The organism is Nonomuraea sp. NPDC048901 (genome assembly GCF_040649695.1).
In the GTDB taxonomy this organism is placed as follows: Bacteria; Actinomycetota; Actinomycetes; order Streptosporangiales; family Streptosporangiaceae; genus Nonomuraea.
Window position 1 is genome coordinate 13,072 of record NZ_JBEZFW010000027.1, and the last position, 16,147, is coordinate 29,218.

Annotated in this window: 15 protein-coding genes; 9 read left to right on the forward strand and 6 right to left on the reverse strand. The window is 70.6% G+C overall.

Going from position 1 to position 16,147, the window contains the following annotated elements:
* Positions 1 to 71: 71 nt before the first annotated feature.
* Positions 72 to 2,942 (reverse strand): BTAD domain-containing putative transcriptional regulator, encoded by a 2,871-nt coding sequence (locus AB0C30_RS52330; protein ID WP_357958628.1) that lies wholly within the window; start codon positions 2,940 to 2,942, stop codon positions 72 to 74.
* 158 nt (positions 2,943 to 3,100) lie between these two features.
* On the opposite strand from AB0C30_RS52330, the gene AB0C30_RS52335 reads away from it, so the two are divergent.
* The 3 genes from AB0C30_RS52335 to AB0C30_RS52345 all read left to right on the forward strand — a co-directional run bounded on the left by AB0C30_RS52335 (position 3,101) and on the right by AB0C30_RS52345 (position 6,345).
* Entirely contained in the window at positions 3,101 to 3,553 is a 453-nt protein-coding gene (locus tag AB0C30_RS52335) for a carboxymuconolactone decarboxylase family protein (RefSeq protein WP_357958631.1), read from the forward strand.
* Positions 3,554 to 3,810: 257 nt separating this feature from the next.
* Positions 3,811 to 5,115: an FAD-binding oxidoreductase gene (locus tag AB0C30_RS52340; RefSeq protein WP_357958634.1), complete on the forward strand. Its 1,305-nt coding sequence runs from the start codon at positions 3,811 to 3,813 to the stop codon at positions 5,113 to 5,115.
* A gap of 12 nt (positions 5,116 to 5,127) precedes the next feature.
* Positions 5,128 to 6,345: an SGNH/GDSL hydrolase family protein gene (locus tag AB0C30_RS52345; RefSeq protein WP_357958637.1), complete on the forward strand. Its 1,218-nt coding sequence runs from the start codon at positions 5,128 to 5,130 to the stop codon at positions 6,343 to 6,345.
* A gap of 37 nt (positions 6,346 to 6,382) precedes the next feature.
* Here the strand turns inward: AB0C30_RS52345 and AB0C30_RS52350 are convergent, their stop codons facing one another.
* Entirely contained in the window at positions 6,383 to 6,841 is a 459-nt protein-coding gene (locus AB0C30_RS52350) for a rhodanese-like domain-containing protein (RefSeq protein ID WP_357958640.1), read from the reverse strand.
* A gap of 98 nt (positions 6,842 to 6,939) precedes the next feature.
* On the opposite strand from AB0C30_RS52350, the gene ftrA reads away from it, so the two are divergent.
* Positions 6,940 to 7,908: a transcriptional regulator FtrA gene (ftrA, locus tag AB0C30_RS52355; protein WP_357958643.1), complete on the forward strand. Its 969-nt coding sequence runs from the start codon at positions 6,940 to 6,942 to the stop codon at positions 7,906 to 7,908.
* Positions 7,909 to 8,013: 105 nt separating this feature from the next.
* On the opposite strand, the gene AB0C30_RS52360 is transcribed toward ftrA, so the two are convergent.
* From AB0C30_RS52360 to AB0C30_RS52370, 3 genes are read right to left on the reverse strand one after another with little or no spacing between them, the layout of a single operon-like run.
* A complete protein-coding gene (locus tag AB0C30_RS52360; RefSeq protein ID WP_357958646.1) occupies positions 8,014 to 8,943 on the reverse strand; it encodes a superoxide dismutase in 930 nt (309 codons plus the stop codon).
* A gap of 12 nt (positions 8,944 to 8,955) precedes the next feature.
* A complete protein-coding gene (locus AB0C30_RS52365; protein WP_357958649.1) occupies positions 8,956 to 9,840 on the reverse strand; it encodes an SDR family oxidoreductase in 885 nt (294 codons plus the stop codon).
* A 2-nt stretch (positions 9,841 to 9,842) separates the two neighbouring features.
* Positions 9,843 to 11,126 (reverse strand): MFS transporter, encoded by a 1,284-nt coding sequence (locus AB0C30_RS52370; protein WP_357958652.1) that lies wholly within the window; start codon positions 11,124 to 11,126, stop codon positions 9,843 to 9,845.
* A 79-nt stretch (positions 11,127 to 11,205) separates the two neighbouring features.
* Here AB0C30_RS52370 and AB0C30_RS52375 point away from each other — a divergent pair, with 79 nt between their 5' ends.
* The 3 genes from AB0C30_RS52375 to AB0C30_RS52385 all read left to right on the forward strand — a co-directional run bounded on the left by AB0C30_RS52375 (position 11,206) and on the right by AB0C30_RS52385 (position 14,374).
* Complete coding sequence (locus tag AB0C30_RS52375; RefSeq protein WP_357958655.1) at positions 11,206 to 12,105, forward strand: LysR family transcriptional regulator; 900 nt, start codon at positions 11,206 to 11,208, stop codon at positions 12,103 to 12,105.
* A gap of 125 nt (positions 12,106 to 12,230) precedes the next feature.
* Complete coding sequence (locus tag AB0C30_RS52380) at positions 12,231 to 12,479, forward strand: hypothetical protein (RefSeq protein ID WP_357958658.1); 249 nt, start codon at positions 12,231 to 12,233, stop codon at positions 12,477 to 12,479.
* A gap of 257 nt (positions 12,480 to 12,736) precedes the next feature.
* Positions 12,737 to 14,374, forward strand: a complete 1,638-nt coding sequence (locus AB0C30_RS52385) for a phospholipase A2 (RefSeq protein ID WP_357958661.1) — start codon at positions 12,737 to 12,739, stop codon at positions 14,372 to 14,374.
* Positions 14,375 to 14,435: 61 nt separating this feature from the next.
* On the opposite strand, the gene AB0C30_RS52390 is transcribed toward AB0C30_RS52385, so the two are convergent.
* Positions 14,436 to 15,131, reverse strand: a complete 696-nt coding sequence (locus tag AB0C30_RS52390) for a CGNR zinc finger domain-containing protein (RefSeq protein WP_357958664.1) — start codon at positions 15,129 to 15,131, stop codon at positions 14,436 to 14,438.
* A gap of 67 nt (positions 15,132 to 15,198) precedes the next feature.
* Here AB0C30_RS52390 and AB0C30_RS52395 point away from each other — a divergent pair, with 67 nt between their 5' ends.
* Both AB0C30_RS52395 and AB0C30_RS52400 read left to right on the forward strand, forming a co-directional pair.
* Complete coding sequence (locus tag AB0C30_RS52395; protein WP_357958668.1) at positions 15,199 to 15,588, forward strand: RidA family protein; 390 nt, start codon at positions 15,199 to 15,201, stop codon at positions 15,586 to 15,588.
* Between the two features lie 119 nt (positions 15,589 to 15,707).
* The gene (locus AB0C30_RS52400; RefSeq protein WP_357958671.1) at positions 15,708 to 16,043 is read left to right on the forward strand and encodes a hypothetical protein; all 336 of its coding nucleotides are present in this window, start codon (positions 15,708 to 15,710) and stop codon (positions 16,041 to 16,043) included.
* Positions 16,044 to 16,147 lie beyond the last annotated feature (104 nt).

A 16,147-nucleotide genomic window follows, 5' to 3' on the forward strand; every position in this document is an offset into this window, starting at 1 on the left:
CCGTGGCCGGTCCGGCGGTAGGACATGTGCCGTTCGCAAGCGTCGTCGTACCAGTGACCGCCAGCCCCTGGTCACTTTCGGCGAGAGGTCTCCGGTACGGAGAGGAGCTGGGCGATGGCCTCGCGGGCGCGATTCTCCTCGCTCCGGTTGCTCAGCTCCACGGCCAGATCGAGAGCCGCGCTGTGCAGGCGTACGGCCTGGCCGAGCTCTCCCATGGTCGCCGCGATCTCGGCCAGGCTGTTGAGTGCCTTGGCCTCGCCTCGCCGGTAGCCGAAGAGCCGATAAAGCTCCAGCGCCTGCTCGTGATGGTCGCGCGCCTCGGTGAGCCGGCCCAGCCGGGTGCAGGCCACCCCGAGGTTGTCCAGAGCGTCGGCCTCACCGCCTCGGCTGCCGATCTCCCGGGACAGCTCCAGCGCCTGACGATGCAGGTCGGCCGCCCGCGCGTACCGGCCCAGCCGCTCGTGGACGATGCCGAGGTAGTCCAGCGTCACGGCCTCCCCGAACCGGTCGCCGATGTCGCGGAACAGTTCAAGGGCGCGCAGGTTCGCCTCCTTGGCCCGCTCGTGGTCGCCTTCGTCCGTACTCACCCTGGCCAAGCCGAGCAGCGCCCGCGCCTGACCTCGCCGGTCTTCAGCTGTACGGCAGGCGGCCAGCGCCCGGTCGAAGTGCTCACGGGCGACGTCATGTCGCCCCCGCACCTGATGCACCCAGCCGAGATCGGTCAGCGCCCGCCCTTCGTCGGCCGGATCCTCACGGCGCCGGGCGGCCCGCAGTGCCTTGCCGTACAGAGTGAGGGCGTCGTCGTGGTGGGCGTGGTCGTAAAGATAGCGGTACAGCGTGGTGGCCAGCAGGCTGGTGTGCGCCACGTCGCGATCGGCGGCCAGGACGAGGTTGGCTCGTTCGGCGTCCAGCCACGCCAATGCCTGCGGCGCGTCATGGAGCGGGACCGGTGGGAGCGTGGCTCGTTCGATGCGCGGTCGCCGGTGGGCGCTGTCGGGGTAGAGCACCTCCATGGCGGCCGCCGCAGTTGTCAGCTGGTGGCCGAGCAGCCGGGTCAGCGCCGCGTCCCTGGCCTGCGGCGGCTCCTGCTCGGCCACCAGGTCCGCGGCGTACCGGCGGAGCAAGTCGTGGAAGACGTACCGGCCGAAAACGCGCTGCTGAAGCATGTGCGCGTCCAGCAGGTCCTCCAGTACGTCCTCGGTACGCTCCATGGGGAGATCGGCGAGCGCGGCGGCAGCGTAGGGTTCGAAGTCGCGGCCGGGATGCAGTCCGAGCAGGCGGAAGAGCCGCTGCTGGTCAGCGGTGAGCTGGCGGTACGACAGGGTGAACGCAGCCGCCACGCCGCGTTCCGACCTGGCCAGCTCGGTGAGCCTGCGGCGCTCATCACGCAGGCGTTCGGCGAGATGGTCCACGCTCCAGCGAGGGCGGTGCCGCAGACGGGTGGCGGCGATGCGTACGGCCAACGGCAAGAACCCGCACAGCAGCAGAACCTCGGTGACCGCCTCGGGCTCGGCGGCCGCACGCTCGCCCACGATGCCGGTGAAGAGCGCCAAGGCGTCGGGCAGGGGCAGTACGTCCATGGACAGGGCCCGCGCGCCATCCAGGTCGGTGAGCCGCTGGCGGCTGGTGATGAGCACCAGGCTGTCCGAAGCGCCCGGCAGCAGGGGCCGGACCTGGGCGGCGTCGGCGGCGTTGTCCAGCACCAGCATTACTCGGTGGCCGGCCAGCTCGGCTCGCCACAGCGCGGCCCGCTCCGTCATGGACGCGGGGATGCGCTCGGTCGGCACGCCGAGCTGCCGCAACAGCACCTCCAGCGCTTCCCCGGGCTCAAGTGGCCGCTGGCCCGCTGTGTGAGCGTGCAGGTCGATGAAGAGCTGACCGTCGGGGTATCGCTCGGCGAGCCGATGCGCGGCATGGACGGCCAGCGCCGTCTTGCCGATGCCGGCCATGCCGTCGATCGCGGAGATCGTCACCGCCTGGCCGGCGGGCTCGCACAACTCCTCCACCTGGACGGAGCGGCCGGCGAAGTCGGCGATGTCGTAGGGCAGGAACGCCGCCTCGCGCCGGGCCGTGACGGCGGCGGGCAGCACGGCCTCCGCGGGCCTCGCCGTGGCGAGTAGGTCGGCCGCCGGGGGCCGGATCGTAGCGGCCGCAGACGGCTCACCGCGCAGGACGGTCTCCTCCACTGCCAGGAAGTCAGGGCCCGGATCCAGCCCCTGCTCATCGGCCAGTCTGCGGCGGTAGTCACGGCCGACGGCCAGCGCGTCCGTCTGGCGCCCGGCGCGGCGCAGGGCCAGCATCAGTTGCCCGGCCAGTCGTTCACGCAAGGGATGCGCGGTCAGCTCGGCGGCCAGCTGATCAATGAGCTCCTCGTGCCTTCCGGCGGCGAACTCGAGCTCCACCAGCCGCTCGATCGCGGCAAGCCGCCGATCCTCCAGCCGTGCCCTGGCGCTCTCGGCGAAATGGGCCTGGACATCGGCGAAGGCGGGCCCGCGCCACAGGGCGAGCGCTCCACGCAGCGTCCGTACGGCCGCAGCCGGCTCGAACCCCCGCTCGGACCCCGGCCCGGACCTCAGTTCGGACCTCGCCTCGGACTCCGCCTTGGCCACGAGCGTGGTGAACTCCTGTAGGTCGAGCTGTCCCGGCTCCGGAGTGATCACGTATCCGGCCGGCCGGGTCTCGACCAGGTGGCCCGTGTTCGCCGCGCGCAGCGTGCGCCGGATCGCCGTCAGCGCGGCGTGTACCTGTGCCCGGGCGGTGTCCGGCCGCGTCGGGCCCCACATCGCCTCGCTCAGCCGCTCGACGCTCAGCACCGTGCCGGAATGCAGCAACAGGTACGCCAGGAACGCACGGTGCCGCGGGGCGAGCGAAGGAAGCTCCAGGCCCTCGACCGACACCTCCACGGCACCCAGAACCACAAACCGTACATTCCAGCCGAGCATCGCAGGAGTCTATATCCGCGGCGGATCACCACATCGTCGATGCATCGCGGATGTATCAATCGCCCCCGTGATGCTGGTCGTACGGCGCGGCGGTCACATTTCCCCGCTCGCCTCAGTCATATGAGCGACAACGTTCAGAACTCTCCAGGAGACAGACCATGCAAGCACGCATGAAGAACCCCGCCATCGTCCTGCCCGGAGCCATGCAGGCGCTGATGAACCTCCAGAAGGCCACCGACCAGGCCGGGCTGCCCAAGGTCACGTCCGACCTGGTGCTGCTGCGGGCCAGCCAGATCAACGGGTGCAGCGTCTGCGTCGACATGCACGCCAAGGACCTGCGCAAGCAGGGCGAGAGCGACGAGCGGCTCTTCGCCGTGGCCGCCTGGCGCGAGGCCCCGTACTTCACCGACGCGGAACGCGCCGCGCTGGCACTGGCCGAGGCCGTCACCCGGCTCGCCGACGGCGGTCAGGTCGGCGACGACGTGTGGGACGAGGCCGCCGACCACTACTCCGAGACCGAGCTCGCCGCCTTGATCATGACGGTCTCCACCGTCAACCTGTGGAACAGGCTCAACGCGACCACCAGGCAGATCGCGGGCGCGGCATGGTAGCGGTCGCCCTCGTCACCGGCGCGAACAAGGGCATCGGCTTAGATGCTGCCACTGCTGCGCCGCTCGGCGGCGGGCCGCATCGTGAACGTCTCCAGCGAGCGCGGCTCGATCGGCCGCACCCTGGACCGGAGCCAAAGGCGCCGCACCGATCGTGGCCATGGCCCTGCTGGAAGCCGACGGCCCCACCGCCACCTTCGTCCAGCACGAAGGCCCTCTTCCCTCGTAGTCCCTGGTAATTCCTGAAGGAGATGACAGCTATGGATCTGCGTAATGCCGTCCGAGGGCGTGTACTGCTCCCCGGCGAGGACGGGTTCGACGAGGCGGCCCGGCCGTGGGCGGTGGGCGTGCACCAGCCGGTGGCCGCCGTGGTGACGGCCGAGAACGCCGCGGATGTGGCGGCGCTGGTGCGATACGCCCGCGAAGCCGGGCTGACGGTCACCGCCCAGCCGTCGGGCCATGGCGCCTCGGGCGATGTGCAGGGGGTGATCCTGCTGCGTACCGGCCGCCTGGACCGGGTGGAGGTCGACGCGGAGGCGCGTGTCGCCCGGGTCGGTGCCGGCGTGCGGTGGGGCCGGGTGCTGGCCGAGACCGGCAAGTACGGCCTCACCGGGCCGGCCGGCAGCAGCCCGGCGGTGACGGTCGCCGGGTTCGTCGCCGGCGGCGGGATCTCGTGGTTCGGCCGCAAGTACGGCTGGGCCGCCGACTCGGTACGCGCCTTCGAGATCGTCGACGCCGACGGCGAGCAGGTGCGGGTCACCGCCGAATCCGACAGCGAGCTGTTCTGGGCGCTGCGCGGTGGTGGCGGCGACTACGCGCTGATCACCTCGATCGAGCTGGCGCTGTACCCGGCGCCCAGCGTGTACGGCGGACGGATCGTCTGGCCAGCCGCCCGCACGGCCGCGGTGTTCGACGCCTTCCGCCAGGTCACCGCGGACGCGCCGCGCGAGCTGTCGGTGTGGGTCAACCGCGTGGCTCCGCCGCCGCCCGCCCCGCCGATGGTCACGGTGGACGTGACCTACCTCGGCGACGACGCCGAGGCCAAGGCGCTGCTCGCCGTCTTCGACGAGATCGGCGGCAGCCTCTCCGACAGCCGTGGCCTGATGGACCTCGCCGACCTGGGCACGATCGCCGCTGAGCCGATCGAGCCCAGCCCGATGCTGGCCCGTACCGAACTGCTGACCGGCCTGGACGAGGCGACGCTGGAGACGCTCGCCGGCGCCGACCTCGCGCCGCTGCTGAACCTGCAGGTCCGGCAGCTGGGCGGGGCGCTGGCCGAGGCCGATCCCGTCGGCGGCGCCGGTGGCGCGCTCGCCGAGCCGTACATGCTTTACCTGCTCGGCCTGCGGCTGCCCCACCTGGCCGATGCGGTGCGGGGCAAGCAGGCAGCCCTGGTCGAGGCGCTGGGGCAGGCGGTCAGCGGGCGCAAACCGTACACCTTCCTCGCGCCGGCGGAGAACGCCGCCCAAGCCTTCCCCGCCGGCGCCCTGGCCCGGCTGCGCGAGATCAAGCGCGACCGCGATCCCTATGGCGTCTTCCGCGCCAACTTCCCCGTCTTGGACTGAAGGAGCACCCACGTGTGGAAAATCGCGACCGCGGCCGCCCTGATCGCCGCATTGACGGCGTTACCGGCACCCGCCGACGCGGAAACCGGCAGGTGGACAGCGGGATGGGCGAGCGCCGTCCAGCAGCCGTCGGCCGACGTCTGGTATCCCACCTGGGCGGAGAAAGGTTTCGCCGACCACTCCGTCCGCCAGGTGGTGCGGGTCACCGCCGGCGGTTCGCAGCTCCGGATCCGGCTGTCGAACCGCTACGGCGGCAGCCCGCTCCGGCTGACCGGCGCGAGCGTGGGCAAGGCCGGCACGGGCGCCGCCGTGCAGGCGGGCACCCTCCGGCCGCTGACCTTCGCGCACTCCGCCTCCGTGAACATCCCCGCCGGCGGGCAGGCCGCCGGCGATCCCGTCCGGCTCGCGGTCAAGCCGGGCGAGCGGCTGACCGTGACGCTCTACTTCCAGGGCGCCACCGGCCCGGCCACCTACCACAACCTCGCGCAGGCCACCTCCTACCGGGCCACCGGCGATCACCTCCGCGACCTCGGCGCGACCGCCTTCGCCGAGACCAACAGCTCCTGGTTCTACCTGTCCGGCGTGGACGTGTACGGCGACGCGGCAGCGGTGGCGACCTTCGGCGACTCCATCACCGACGGGTACGGCGCCACCCAGGACGCCGACGACCGCTACCCGGACGCGCTGGCCCACAGGCTGGCCGGACGACGGCCGGTGGTCAATCTCGGCATCGCCGGCAACCGCCTGCTCACCGACTCGGCGTGCCTGGGTGAGCGGGGACTGGCGCGCTTCCGCTGGGACGTGCTCGACCGGTCCCGCGTCAAGAGCGTGATCGTGCTGGAGGGCATCAACGACATCCTCCTGGGCCTGCAGGAACCCACGCCCTGCACCACGCCCGCGGTCAAGGTCGGTGCCGACGACCTGATCGGCGGCTACTGGCAGCTCATCCGCGCCGCCCACGCACACGGCGTGCGGATCATCGGCGGCACCCTCCTGCCCGCCAAGGGGTACGCGTACCTCACTGACGAGGCCGAGCGGATCCGCGACGCGGTCAACACGTGGATCCGGACCAGCGGCGCGTTCGACGCGGTCGTCGACTTCGAGCGCGCCGTCGCCGACCCCGCCGACCCCGACCGGATTCGGCCCGGCTTCGACAGCGGAGACCACCTCCACCCCAACCCGGCGGGCTACCAGGCGATGGCCGACGCCATCGACCTGCGCACCCTATGAAGCCGGGGTCCGCGGTCAGCGGCCGCATGTGACCAGGTCAGCAGCCGCATGCGTCGGCGTGGACGGGAGCCGTCAGCGGGTCGGCGGGCCGCCTCTCCACGCCGGAGACGGTCACGACGGGGAAGCCCTCGCGCGCCCAATACTCGAATCCGCCGATCATCTCCTTGACCCGATAGCCGAGCCTGGCGAACTGCAGCGCCGCGCGCGTCGCGCCGTTGCACCCGGGCCCCCAGCAGTACGTCACCACGGTCACGTCGCGGGAGACGATCGATGGCGCGCGTGCGGCGATCTCCGCCGTGGGCAGGTGCAGCGCGCCCTCGATGTGACCCTGACGCCAGCTCTCCACGCTGCGCGAGTCGACCACGACGATGCTCGCATCGCCCGCGCTGAGATCGGCGTGGACATCGGACACGTCCGTCTCGAACGCCAGACGGGCGGAGAAATGAGCGACGGCGGCGGCCACGTCGGCGGCCAGCGTGGCAAGAACTGCTGACATTTCGGGATTACCTCCAACTCGTTCCTGCCATGAATGGTGCAGCGCGCCCCCACCGCCTCACGAGTGGCATGAATGCCTAATGTCGCTAATATCCAGCCATGCTCTGGCGCTATGACAGCAACCGCACCGTCTCGGTCCTGGCCTACGACGGCATGAGCCCTTTCGAGCTGGGGTGCGTCGTCGAGGTCTTCGGGCTTCCCCGGCCGGAGCTGGACGTCCCGTGGTACGACCTCGCCGTCTGCGCCGAGCACGACGGCCCGCTGCGGGCGGTCGGCGGCTTCACCATCCAGGCCACGTACGGGCTGGAGGTGTTCGCCGAGGCACGGACGGTGATCGTCCCGGGTGTGCCGGACGTCCGTGCCGAGGTCTCCCCCGCGCTCATCGACGCGGTGCGACGGGCGCACGAGCGGGGCGCCCGCGTCGTGTCGATCTGCTCGGGGGCCTTCGTCCTCGCGGCGGCCGGCCTCCTGGACGGCCGGTCGGCCACCACGCACTGGAGGTACGCCGAGCTGCTCCAGGAGCGTTTTCCGCAGGTGAGAGTCGATCCCGGCGTGCTGTACGTGGACAACGGCGATGTTCTGACCAGCGCGGGCAGCGCGGCCGGCATCGACCTGCTGATCCACCTCGTCCGCCGGGACCATGGCCCGGGCGTGGCCAACGCGGTGGCCAGGAGGCTGGTCGTGCCGCCGCACCGGGAGGGCGGCCAGGCGCAGTTCATCGAGGCCGCCGTCACCCCCGTCGAGGACGACGACGCCGTGGCCAGGACGATGGAATGGGCGCTGGCCAATCTCTCCCGCCCGATCACGGTGGCGGTGCTGGCCCGTGTCGCCGGGATGTCGCAGCGCAGTTTCGTCCGGCACTTCAACCGCAGGACCGGGACCAGCCCGCTGCGCTGGGTGATCGCGCAGCGGATCGCGGCCAGCCTGCCGCTGCTGGAGTCGGCCACGGCGCCGGTCGAGGAGGTCGGGGCCGCCGTCGGCTTCGAAAGCCCGGTGACCTTCCGTCACCACTTCAGCCGCTCGATGCACACCTCCCCGTCCGCCTACCGGAAGGCATTCGGCCGCTGATCCGCCCGGCCCAGATCAGCTCTTGCCGGGGAGCCGCGCGACGGCACCCGCGGCTACAGCCGAGACGAACGTGGCGGCGAGGTCGCGCCGGCTCACGAGCGCCGCTCAGGGGCGGGGGATGGCGACGGCGGTGTACGGGGTGGTGGGGGTCGGGCTGGTGTCGAAGCGGGCATTGGGGAGGTACAGCCGGGTCCCGAAGGCCGCCACGGTCGCCGGTACGTCGAACCGGCGATCACTCACCCGCCGCACGACGCGGCCGCTGGTGCCCGCCGCGTTCAGCCGCAGGACGGCCACGGCGTTGAGCCGGTTCTGCACCGCGTACAACGTCCGGCCGCGCAGCAACAGGCCATCGCCCTCCCGCAATGACTCGCCGTGCAGGTTGACCCGGCGGGTCTTGCCGGACCGGTCGACGCGGAACAGTCTGCCGGTGTTCGACTGCACAACGATCAGGCCGCGGCCGTCCGGAGTCGGGGTGATGCCGTTGGCGTTGAAGCCGTCGCCGTACACCAGGTCCCCGGTGAGCGGGATCCGCGCCGCGGCGGCGGGCAGCCGTCCGCCGCGCAGCGGCAGCTTGTAGAGCACCGGGTTGGTGGAATCGGTGAACCACGCGGCGCCCTGGGTGAGGATGACGTCGTTGACGAACGCCGGGCCGGTTGCCAGCCGGTAGGAGGCCAGCACCCGGCCAGTGCGGGAGTCGATGACGCGTGCGTCGCCGCCCGTGCCGCCCGCCACGAACAACCGTCCGCGCGGGTCGGTCTTCATCCCGAGGGACGGTGTTCCGGACCCGCGGCTGATGATCGCGCCGCGTCCGGTGCGCAGGTCGGCGCGGTAGATGGAGCCGTCGGCCATGGAGCCGATGAAGGCGAACGGGCCGGGGCCGATGGCGATGCCCTCGGGCTGGAAGCCGTCGGGTAATGAGATGGAGGTCGGAGACGTCCCGGCCCGCCGGTCCGCTGTCGCTCCGGCGGACCCGCCCATGGTGATGGCCAGGACGAGTGCGGCGAGAATCGCGCGAAGGCCCCTGATTGATCGCATGGTCTGATGCCTTCAGTTGTCGACGGCCGGGGCGAACGCGGCGGCGTGGTCGCGGGCGAAGTCGGCGACGTCGCGCGGCGGGCGCCCGAGAAGGTCGGCGACCGTATCGGTGGTGAAGTCTCCCCAGCCGGATTCATACGCCCGCGCGTACTCCTCCAGCATGTCGACGATCCACTGCGGAACGCCGTAGCCGAGCAGTGTCTTGCGCTTGGCGTCGTCGCTGACCGGCACGTGCGTGATGGATCTGCCGAGAGCGAGGCTCAAGTGGCCGGCGACCTCGTCGAACGTCAGCGAGCGCGGGCCGGTGAGGGTGTACGTCTGGCCGTGGTGGCGATCCGGGTCGTCGAGGAGCACGCGGGCCGCGCACTCGGCGATGTCGCGTGCGTCGATCATGCCGACCCGCGCCGCCGCCATGTTCAGCGAGAACGTGCCGGTGGCGGCGAGGTCGCCCGCCTCGTTCAGCAGGTTCTGCATGAACCAGTGGGGACGCAGGATCGTCCAGCGCATGCCGCACCGTTCGGTCTCCCGGTCCGACAGCGCGTGCAGCCTACCGCTGCGGTTCGGCGCGTCGTGTGCCGCGCCGACGACGGACAGGCGCACGACGCGCTCCACACCGGCCTGTCGGGCGGCCCACACGGCGTTCATGTTGTGCTCCGGAGCGCGCGGCCCGTTCGGGGTGAGCAGCCACACGTCCTGCACGCCCTCGAAGGCGGGCGGCAGCGACCGGGCGTCGTCGAGGTCACCGACGAAGACCTCGGCGCCCCGCTCGCGCGGGCCGGCCGCCTTGAACTCTTCGCGGACGAGAGCCCGGAGTCTCACATCGGCGCCTTCCAGCGCGTTGATCAGCGCGGTGGACACGGTTCCGGTGGCGCCGGTGATCAGTACGGTACGCGACATGCTCATTCTCCCTTGGTGGAGGTACGGACGAGGTTGCGGACGTCCTTCGTTGGCTTGCCTGTCGCCCGGGCAACGGTGACGCGCTCCAGAAGCCAGAGCACGAGGGTCCCGGCCGAGAGGGTGGCGCCCAGGACGCACACGCCGGTCCAGCCGCTGTTCGCCCAGACCGCCGAGGCCAGCGCGGACCCCACCGCGCCGCCGACGAACAGGGAGGTCATGAAGGCGGAGTTGATCCGGTTGCGGGCCTCGGGCCGGAGCGCGTACAGGACGTTCTGGCTGCTGTTGAGCACCGCCTGATGGGCCAGATCCAGCACGATCACGCCGACGAGCAGCAAGACCAGCGAGTGCGCCCCGGCCGCGAGCGCCGGCCAGGACGCCACCAGCAGGACCGTCCCGGCGCCGGAAACGATCTGTACGTACCCGCGGTCGGCCAGCCGCCCGGCCACCGTGGCGGTCAGCGCGCCCACGACACCGGCCAGCCCGAACAGGCCGATGGCCGACTCCGACCAGCCGTACGGCGAGCCCGCCAGCAGGAAGGTCAGCGCCGTCCACAGCACGCTGAACGAGGCGAGGCTCAAGGCGCCGATACCCGCCCGCCATCGCAGCAACGGCTCGTACCGGAACATCGCCGCCGTCGAGCGCAGCAGACCGACATAAGACTGGCGTCCGCCACCTCCGCCGTCCCGGCCATCGCCGCTGTCTCCGCCGAGCCGGGGCAGGAAGGCGCGCAGCAGCACGGCCATCAACGCCATCAGGATCGCGGTCACCCAGTAGACCGTCCGCCAGCCGCCCAGCTCCGACAATGCTCCGGACGCCGTACGTGCCAGCAACAGGCCGAGCATCAGCCCGGTCATCACCGTGCCGACCACCCGGCCACGCTCGGCCGGGGCCGCCAGCGTCGCCGCGAACGGCACCACGACCTGCGCTCCCACCGAGGTCAGCGCGGTGAGGGCCGTACTGACCAGGAGGACCATGCCGTTGGGGGCGGTGGCCGAGACCAGCAGGAACACCGCGGTCGCCCCGTAGAGCGACATGGCGAGCCGCCGCCGCTCCACCAGGTCGCCGAGCGGCACCAGCAGGACCAGCCCCAGTGCGTACCCGATCTGCGCGGCCGTCACCAACAGCGCCGCCCGCGATGACCCGATCCCCAGCTCCCGGCCGATCAGGTCGAGCAGCGGCTGCGCGAAGTAGTTGCCCGCGACGGCCAGCCCGGTCGCCACCGACATGAGCAGGAGCAGCCCGCGCGACAGGCCGCCGTCCGTGTTGTGAGGTCTCATCACCATCATGCCCCCACCTTGAGCGACAGGGGATCAATGAGTCCAACGCATGTTTGTCATCGGACCGATCGCGTATCACGATTGATCCATGGAACTGCAGCAGATGCGCTACGTCGTCGCGGTCGCGGAGACGAGCAACTTCACCCGCGCCGCCGAGCAGTGCCTGGTCGTCCAGTCCGCGCTGAGCCACCAGATCGCCCGCCTGGAACGTGAGCTGGGTGCCAAGCTGTTCGAGCGCACCAGCCGCCGGGTCCGGCTGACCCCCGCCGGCGCGGCGTTCCTGCCTGCGGCCCGCCAGGCTCTCGACGCCGCCGAACGCGCCCGCGCCGAGGTGGCGGCCGCCGCCGGCGAGATCCGCGGCCGGCTCGCCATCGGCGCCATCCCCACGGTCGCGGCGGTCGATCTGCCGGCCGCGCTGAAGGAGTTCCACCTGCGGCATCGGCAGGTACGGATCAGCCTCCGCTCGGGCGCGAGCGAGGATCTCATCGAAGGGGTGAGCCAGGGCACCCTGGACGTCGCCTTCCTGGGGCTTCCCCTGGGCGTGCGCCCCAAGGGAGTCCGCGGCCGCGAACTGGCGCGCGGCGACCTCGTCGCCCTGGTCGCGCCCGATCACCCGCTGGCGGACGAGCAGTGTGTGGACCTGCACCAGCTGTCGGACGAACCGTTCGTCGACTTCCCCGTGGGCACCGCCGCGCGGGCCCAGTCGGATGAGGCGTTCGCGGCGGCCGGGGTAAGGCGCGAGGTCGCCTTCGAGGTGACGACCGTGGACTTCATCGCCCGCCTGGTCCGGCAGGGCCTGGGCATCGGGATGCTGCCCGCCGCCTTCGTGGCCGAACTCCCCGATCTGCCCATCCTCCAGCTTCGCGACGCTCCCGCCCGCATGGAGCACCTCATCTGGAGCCGCTTCCAGCCCTCCCCCGTCGCCGCGGCGTTCCTGTCCGCCCTCGGCATCTCGGCGGCGGAATCCGCAAGCTCGCCGGATTCATGATTTATCCGGAATCCGCAGCGGTGGTTCCCGACGAATACGTCAAGAAAGCGCTCAACGCTTTCGGCGTCGCCTGCGCCGTCGAAGCAGTTGAGCGTTCCCCTTACCTGCTCTGATCGGGAGGATGTGTGAAGAAGAGGCTGCGGCAGCTCGCCCTCGCCTTCGTGGCGGTTCTGATCCTCGGGTTCGTCGCTCTGACGGTGGTGATCTTCGTACCTGAATCGCTGCCGTATGTGTTCATCGCCGTGGTGGCCATCCTTGTGGTGTGCGGCATCCTGTTCGAGATCTTCGTCCTGTCCGACCCGGAGCCCCTCGACCTACCGCCGCGATCGGCCCACGACGAGACGATGGAACGACGCCGCCGCGATCCCTGGTGACGCGACAGCACAATTGCCAATAACCAAAGTCAAGTCATTATTGTCGAAGCCGCCACAGTATCGCCATAAATTCGCTATAAACTCACCATACAGACCGCCGACCTGCGCAAACGCATGAATGAATCACCTCCAAGCTATAGCTCCATGGGCGATTTGAACATCGTCCTGCGAAATAGTCAAGCTCTTGTCAAAGCGATTTATTAGCACTTATCCTCCAGGTGATCAAATCACTTTTTCTCTTTTCCTGGAGGCACCACTTGCGCCGATTAGCGCTCCCCGTCGCCGTCACGGCGATGCTCCTCCCCTTCCTCGCCCCCGAGGTCTCCGCCGCCACGGTCACCTCGAAGGCCTCCGTCGCGGTGCTCGCCGACCCGCCGCCTGCCGACGTGCAGGAGATCGGCCCCGGCCAGTACTCCGCCGACACCAAAACCTTCAAACTCACCGAGCTGGACGTGTCCGCGGGCGCGATCAGCCGTAAGCACGGTGTGGCTCTGGCCGGTGGCGATCTGGCCCGGCCGCAGTCGGCCCCGTCCACTCGCCCTGAGCTGGGCGTCTTCGGGCCGAGCTGGCAGGCCGAGTTCGCCGGTGGGGAGATCAACCGGAAACTGGAGAACCAGAACGGCACCCTCGTCGTCACGGAACTCGACGAAGGGACCTCGACCAGCTACCCCCTGAAGAGCAGCGTCTCCACCCCTGACGGCGGCGGCATCCAGACGTACGAGGCCGCCGACGGATCCAAGATCACCGAAACCACCAAGTGGGACGCGGCCGTCGGCGCGATGCGCACCACGACGACCGAGACGTACGTAACGGATTTGGGTCCCCTGAACCCGGGCGCCGAGCCCATGACCTACCCCGACGGCACCCCCATCAGCGCCGCCGACCTCCAGCTCACCTACGTCTGGTCACGGTCGGCCGGGGCGCCGAGCGCCGACCCCTGGCGCGTGACCAGCGTCGGCACCGCCGCCCTCGGCAAGTCCACGATCACCTACGACGCCCAGGCCCGGGTCAGCACCGTCAAGGAACCGGCCCGTGGCGAGAACCCCGCGTCGGTCACCAAGTTCACCTACGCCACGGCCACCACGGCCGCCGGCACCTCCTTCGGCGACTTCGCGGGCCGGCTCAAGGAGGTCACCGTCGCGTACGGAACCCAGGCGCCGCAGACCGAGGCCAGCTACTCCTACGACCCGAACGGCCTGCTGCGCACCGTGACCGACCCCAGCGTCGGCGCCACCCAGGGGACCTACGCCTACGACCCGGTGGGACGCCTGTCGTCGATCGAGTCCGCCAGCAACGGCGGCTGGCAGCTGTCCTTCCCGGCGGGCGTCGCCGCTCCCCAGGTGACCGCCACCGACACCGACATGCCGGCCAACGGCGGGACGACCGAGGGCGCGGCCGGACTCGACGACCCCAACGCCACCGAGCCGCCGGCCAGTGACTTCCTGCCGGACGGCGTGGACCCCCCGCAGTCCTACCCGAAGAAGTGCGACACGGCCAAGACCTGGATGTGGTACACGAAGTCGGGCTGCTCGGCCTGGGCATTCCATGGCGGCAAATGGCGGAAGCCGAGCTGGAAGCGGACCGCCAGCGGCTTCAAGGTCAGGGGCATCGACTACGACCACTGCACGAAGCCGGGAGCGGACCGCCCCGCCGGGTTCGACTTCCGACCGGCCTGTGACTCCCACGACTACGGGTACGGCCTGATGACCAACCAGAAGAAGCACTACAAGTACTACCTCGACCGCACTCTCAGGCGGAAGGCCGACGTGGACACCCGCTTCTACATCACCTTGAAGGACAAGGTGTGCGGGGGCTACTTCTTCCTGGTGCGGGGCGCCTGCAGGAAGATCGCGGCAGTCTACTACGCGGCTGTTCTCCTCTTCGGCATGCCCTGAGAACGGGCGTGCGCAAGCCGTAAAACCCGCTGAGTAACCTTCCACGGGCCGGATGGCGGCATCAGCCGCCATCCGGCTCCGTGGTGCGCCGGGCGCGGTGCGCCCGGAGCTTGTGGCGGTTGCCGCAGCGCTCCATCGCGCACCAGCGCCGGGCTCCGGGGCGGGAGGAGTCGACGAACACGAGCGGGCAGTCGTCGCTCGCGCACTCGCGGATGCGCTCGGAGAGCGGCCCGGACAGCAGCTCGATCATCTCCCGCGCCAGCGTCGACAGCGCTTGCGTCGCCCGCACGGGCGACACCCACCCCGCGGTCGCGCCTCCGGCGACCGGCGCGGAGACCGGCTCGTGGACCGGCTCGTGGACCGGCTCGTGGACCGGCGCGGAGTCCAGCTCGTGGACCGGCTCGGGGATCAGCTCGGGGATCAGCGGTGCTTCGGCCGCGGCCCGGTTGATGGTCGTGACCGCCTCGGCGGGGAGAGGGCGACGCGCGGCCTGGGCGTGCGCCGCGTCCCAGATCGCCTGGCGGAGGGCCTTGGCCGCGGCCAGCTCGCGGACCGTCACGGGGACCGTCATGACCGCGGCCAGTGGCGGCTCGGCCAGCCATTCGCCGAGGTCGGCAGGCTGGTGCAGGGTTTCGAACACCGCGTAACGGCCCTCGCCGCCCGTGTGGGCGAAGTCCAGGCAGACCGCGCCGGCGTCGAACCAGAACGACCCTCCCTTGGGGTCGTGCAGCATCCGGCCGGTTGTGCTCGCGCGCATGAAACCACTATAACTGGTGTCGTACGAAACCACTATTACTGGTGTCAGCGTCCGAGGAGAGCGACACATGAGCACACGGCACATCAACCCCGAGGGACTCCACCGCAGTCCGGCCTTCAGCCAGGCCGTCGTGGTCGAACAGCCGGCCAAGACGATCTACATCGGCGGGCAGAACGGCGTCGGCGCCGACGGCAAGGTCGTCGGTCCCACGGTCGGGGAGCAGGCCAGGCAGGTGTTCCGCAACCTCACGACCATCTTGGAGAGCGAGGGGGCGAGCCTGGCGAACATCGTGCACTGGCGCATCGCGGTGGTGGACGGCCACACCTTCGACGAGGGCGTTGCCGCCTTCCAGGAGGTGTGGAACCGGGCCGACCCACCGCCGGCCATCACAGTCCACGTCGTCGCCGGCCTGGGCCCCGGGTTCCTCGTCGAGATCGACGCCGTCGCCGTCGTGTGACCCCCACGGGCCGATGGCCGCCGTGACATCTGTGCGGAGGCGCTTCAGCGCCGCCGCCCCCTGACGCTCGGTGAGACCGCCGGGAAGGACGACGGGTTCCCGCCCGTCTCCACGGCTCGGTGCACCAGCACCTGGACATCGGGCGGGGAGAGGTCGACTGGGACACCTTCTTCGCGACCCTGAACCGGCTCGGGTTCGCGGGCGGTGACGACAACACCATGACCCCCGTGACCAGGAGGCTGTGGCGGCCCTCGTACGCCATGCTCGTCGTCACCTCGGCCTGGGCGACCTGCGGGCCGTACAGGATGACCCAGTCGTCGGTGTCGCGCTCGAACCCGACCCGGACCGTCGCGGCGGCACCGCCCGTGATCAGCGGGAACGTCACCACCGCGCCGACCGTCAGGGCAGCGTGCCGTGGGCGCTCAGCCCGATCTGGCCGGCCAGCTTGCGCATGATCTCAAGCTTGCCGCGAAGCCGCGACGCTGTCGACCCGTTGTTCCCAGGTGTACGCGAGGGCTCACCAGTTTCCTCAGGACAATTTATTGTTTCCTCACGACAT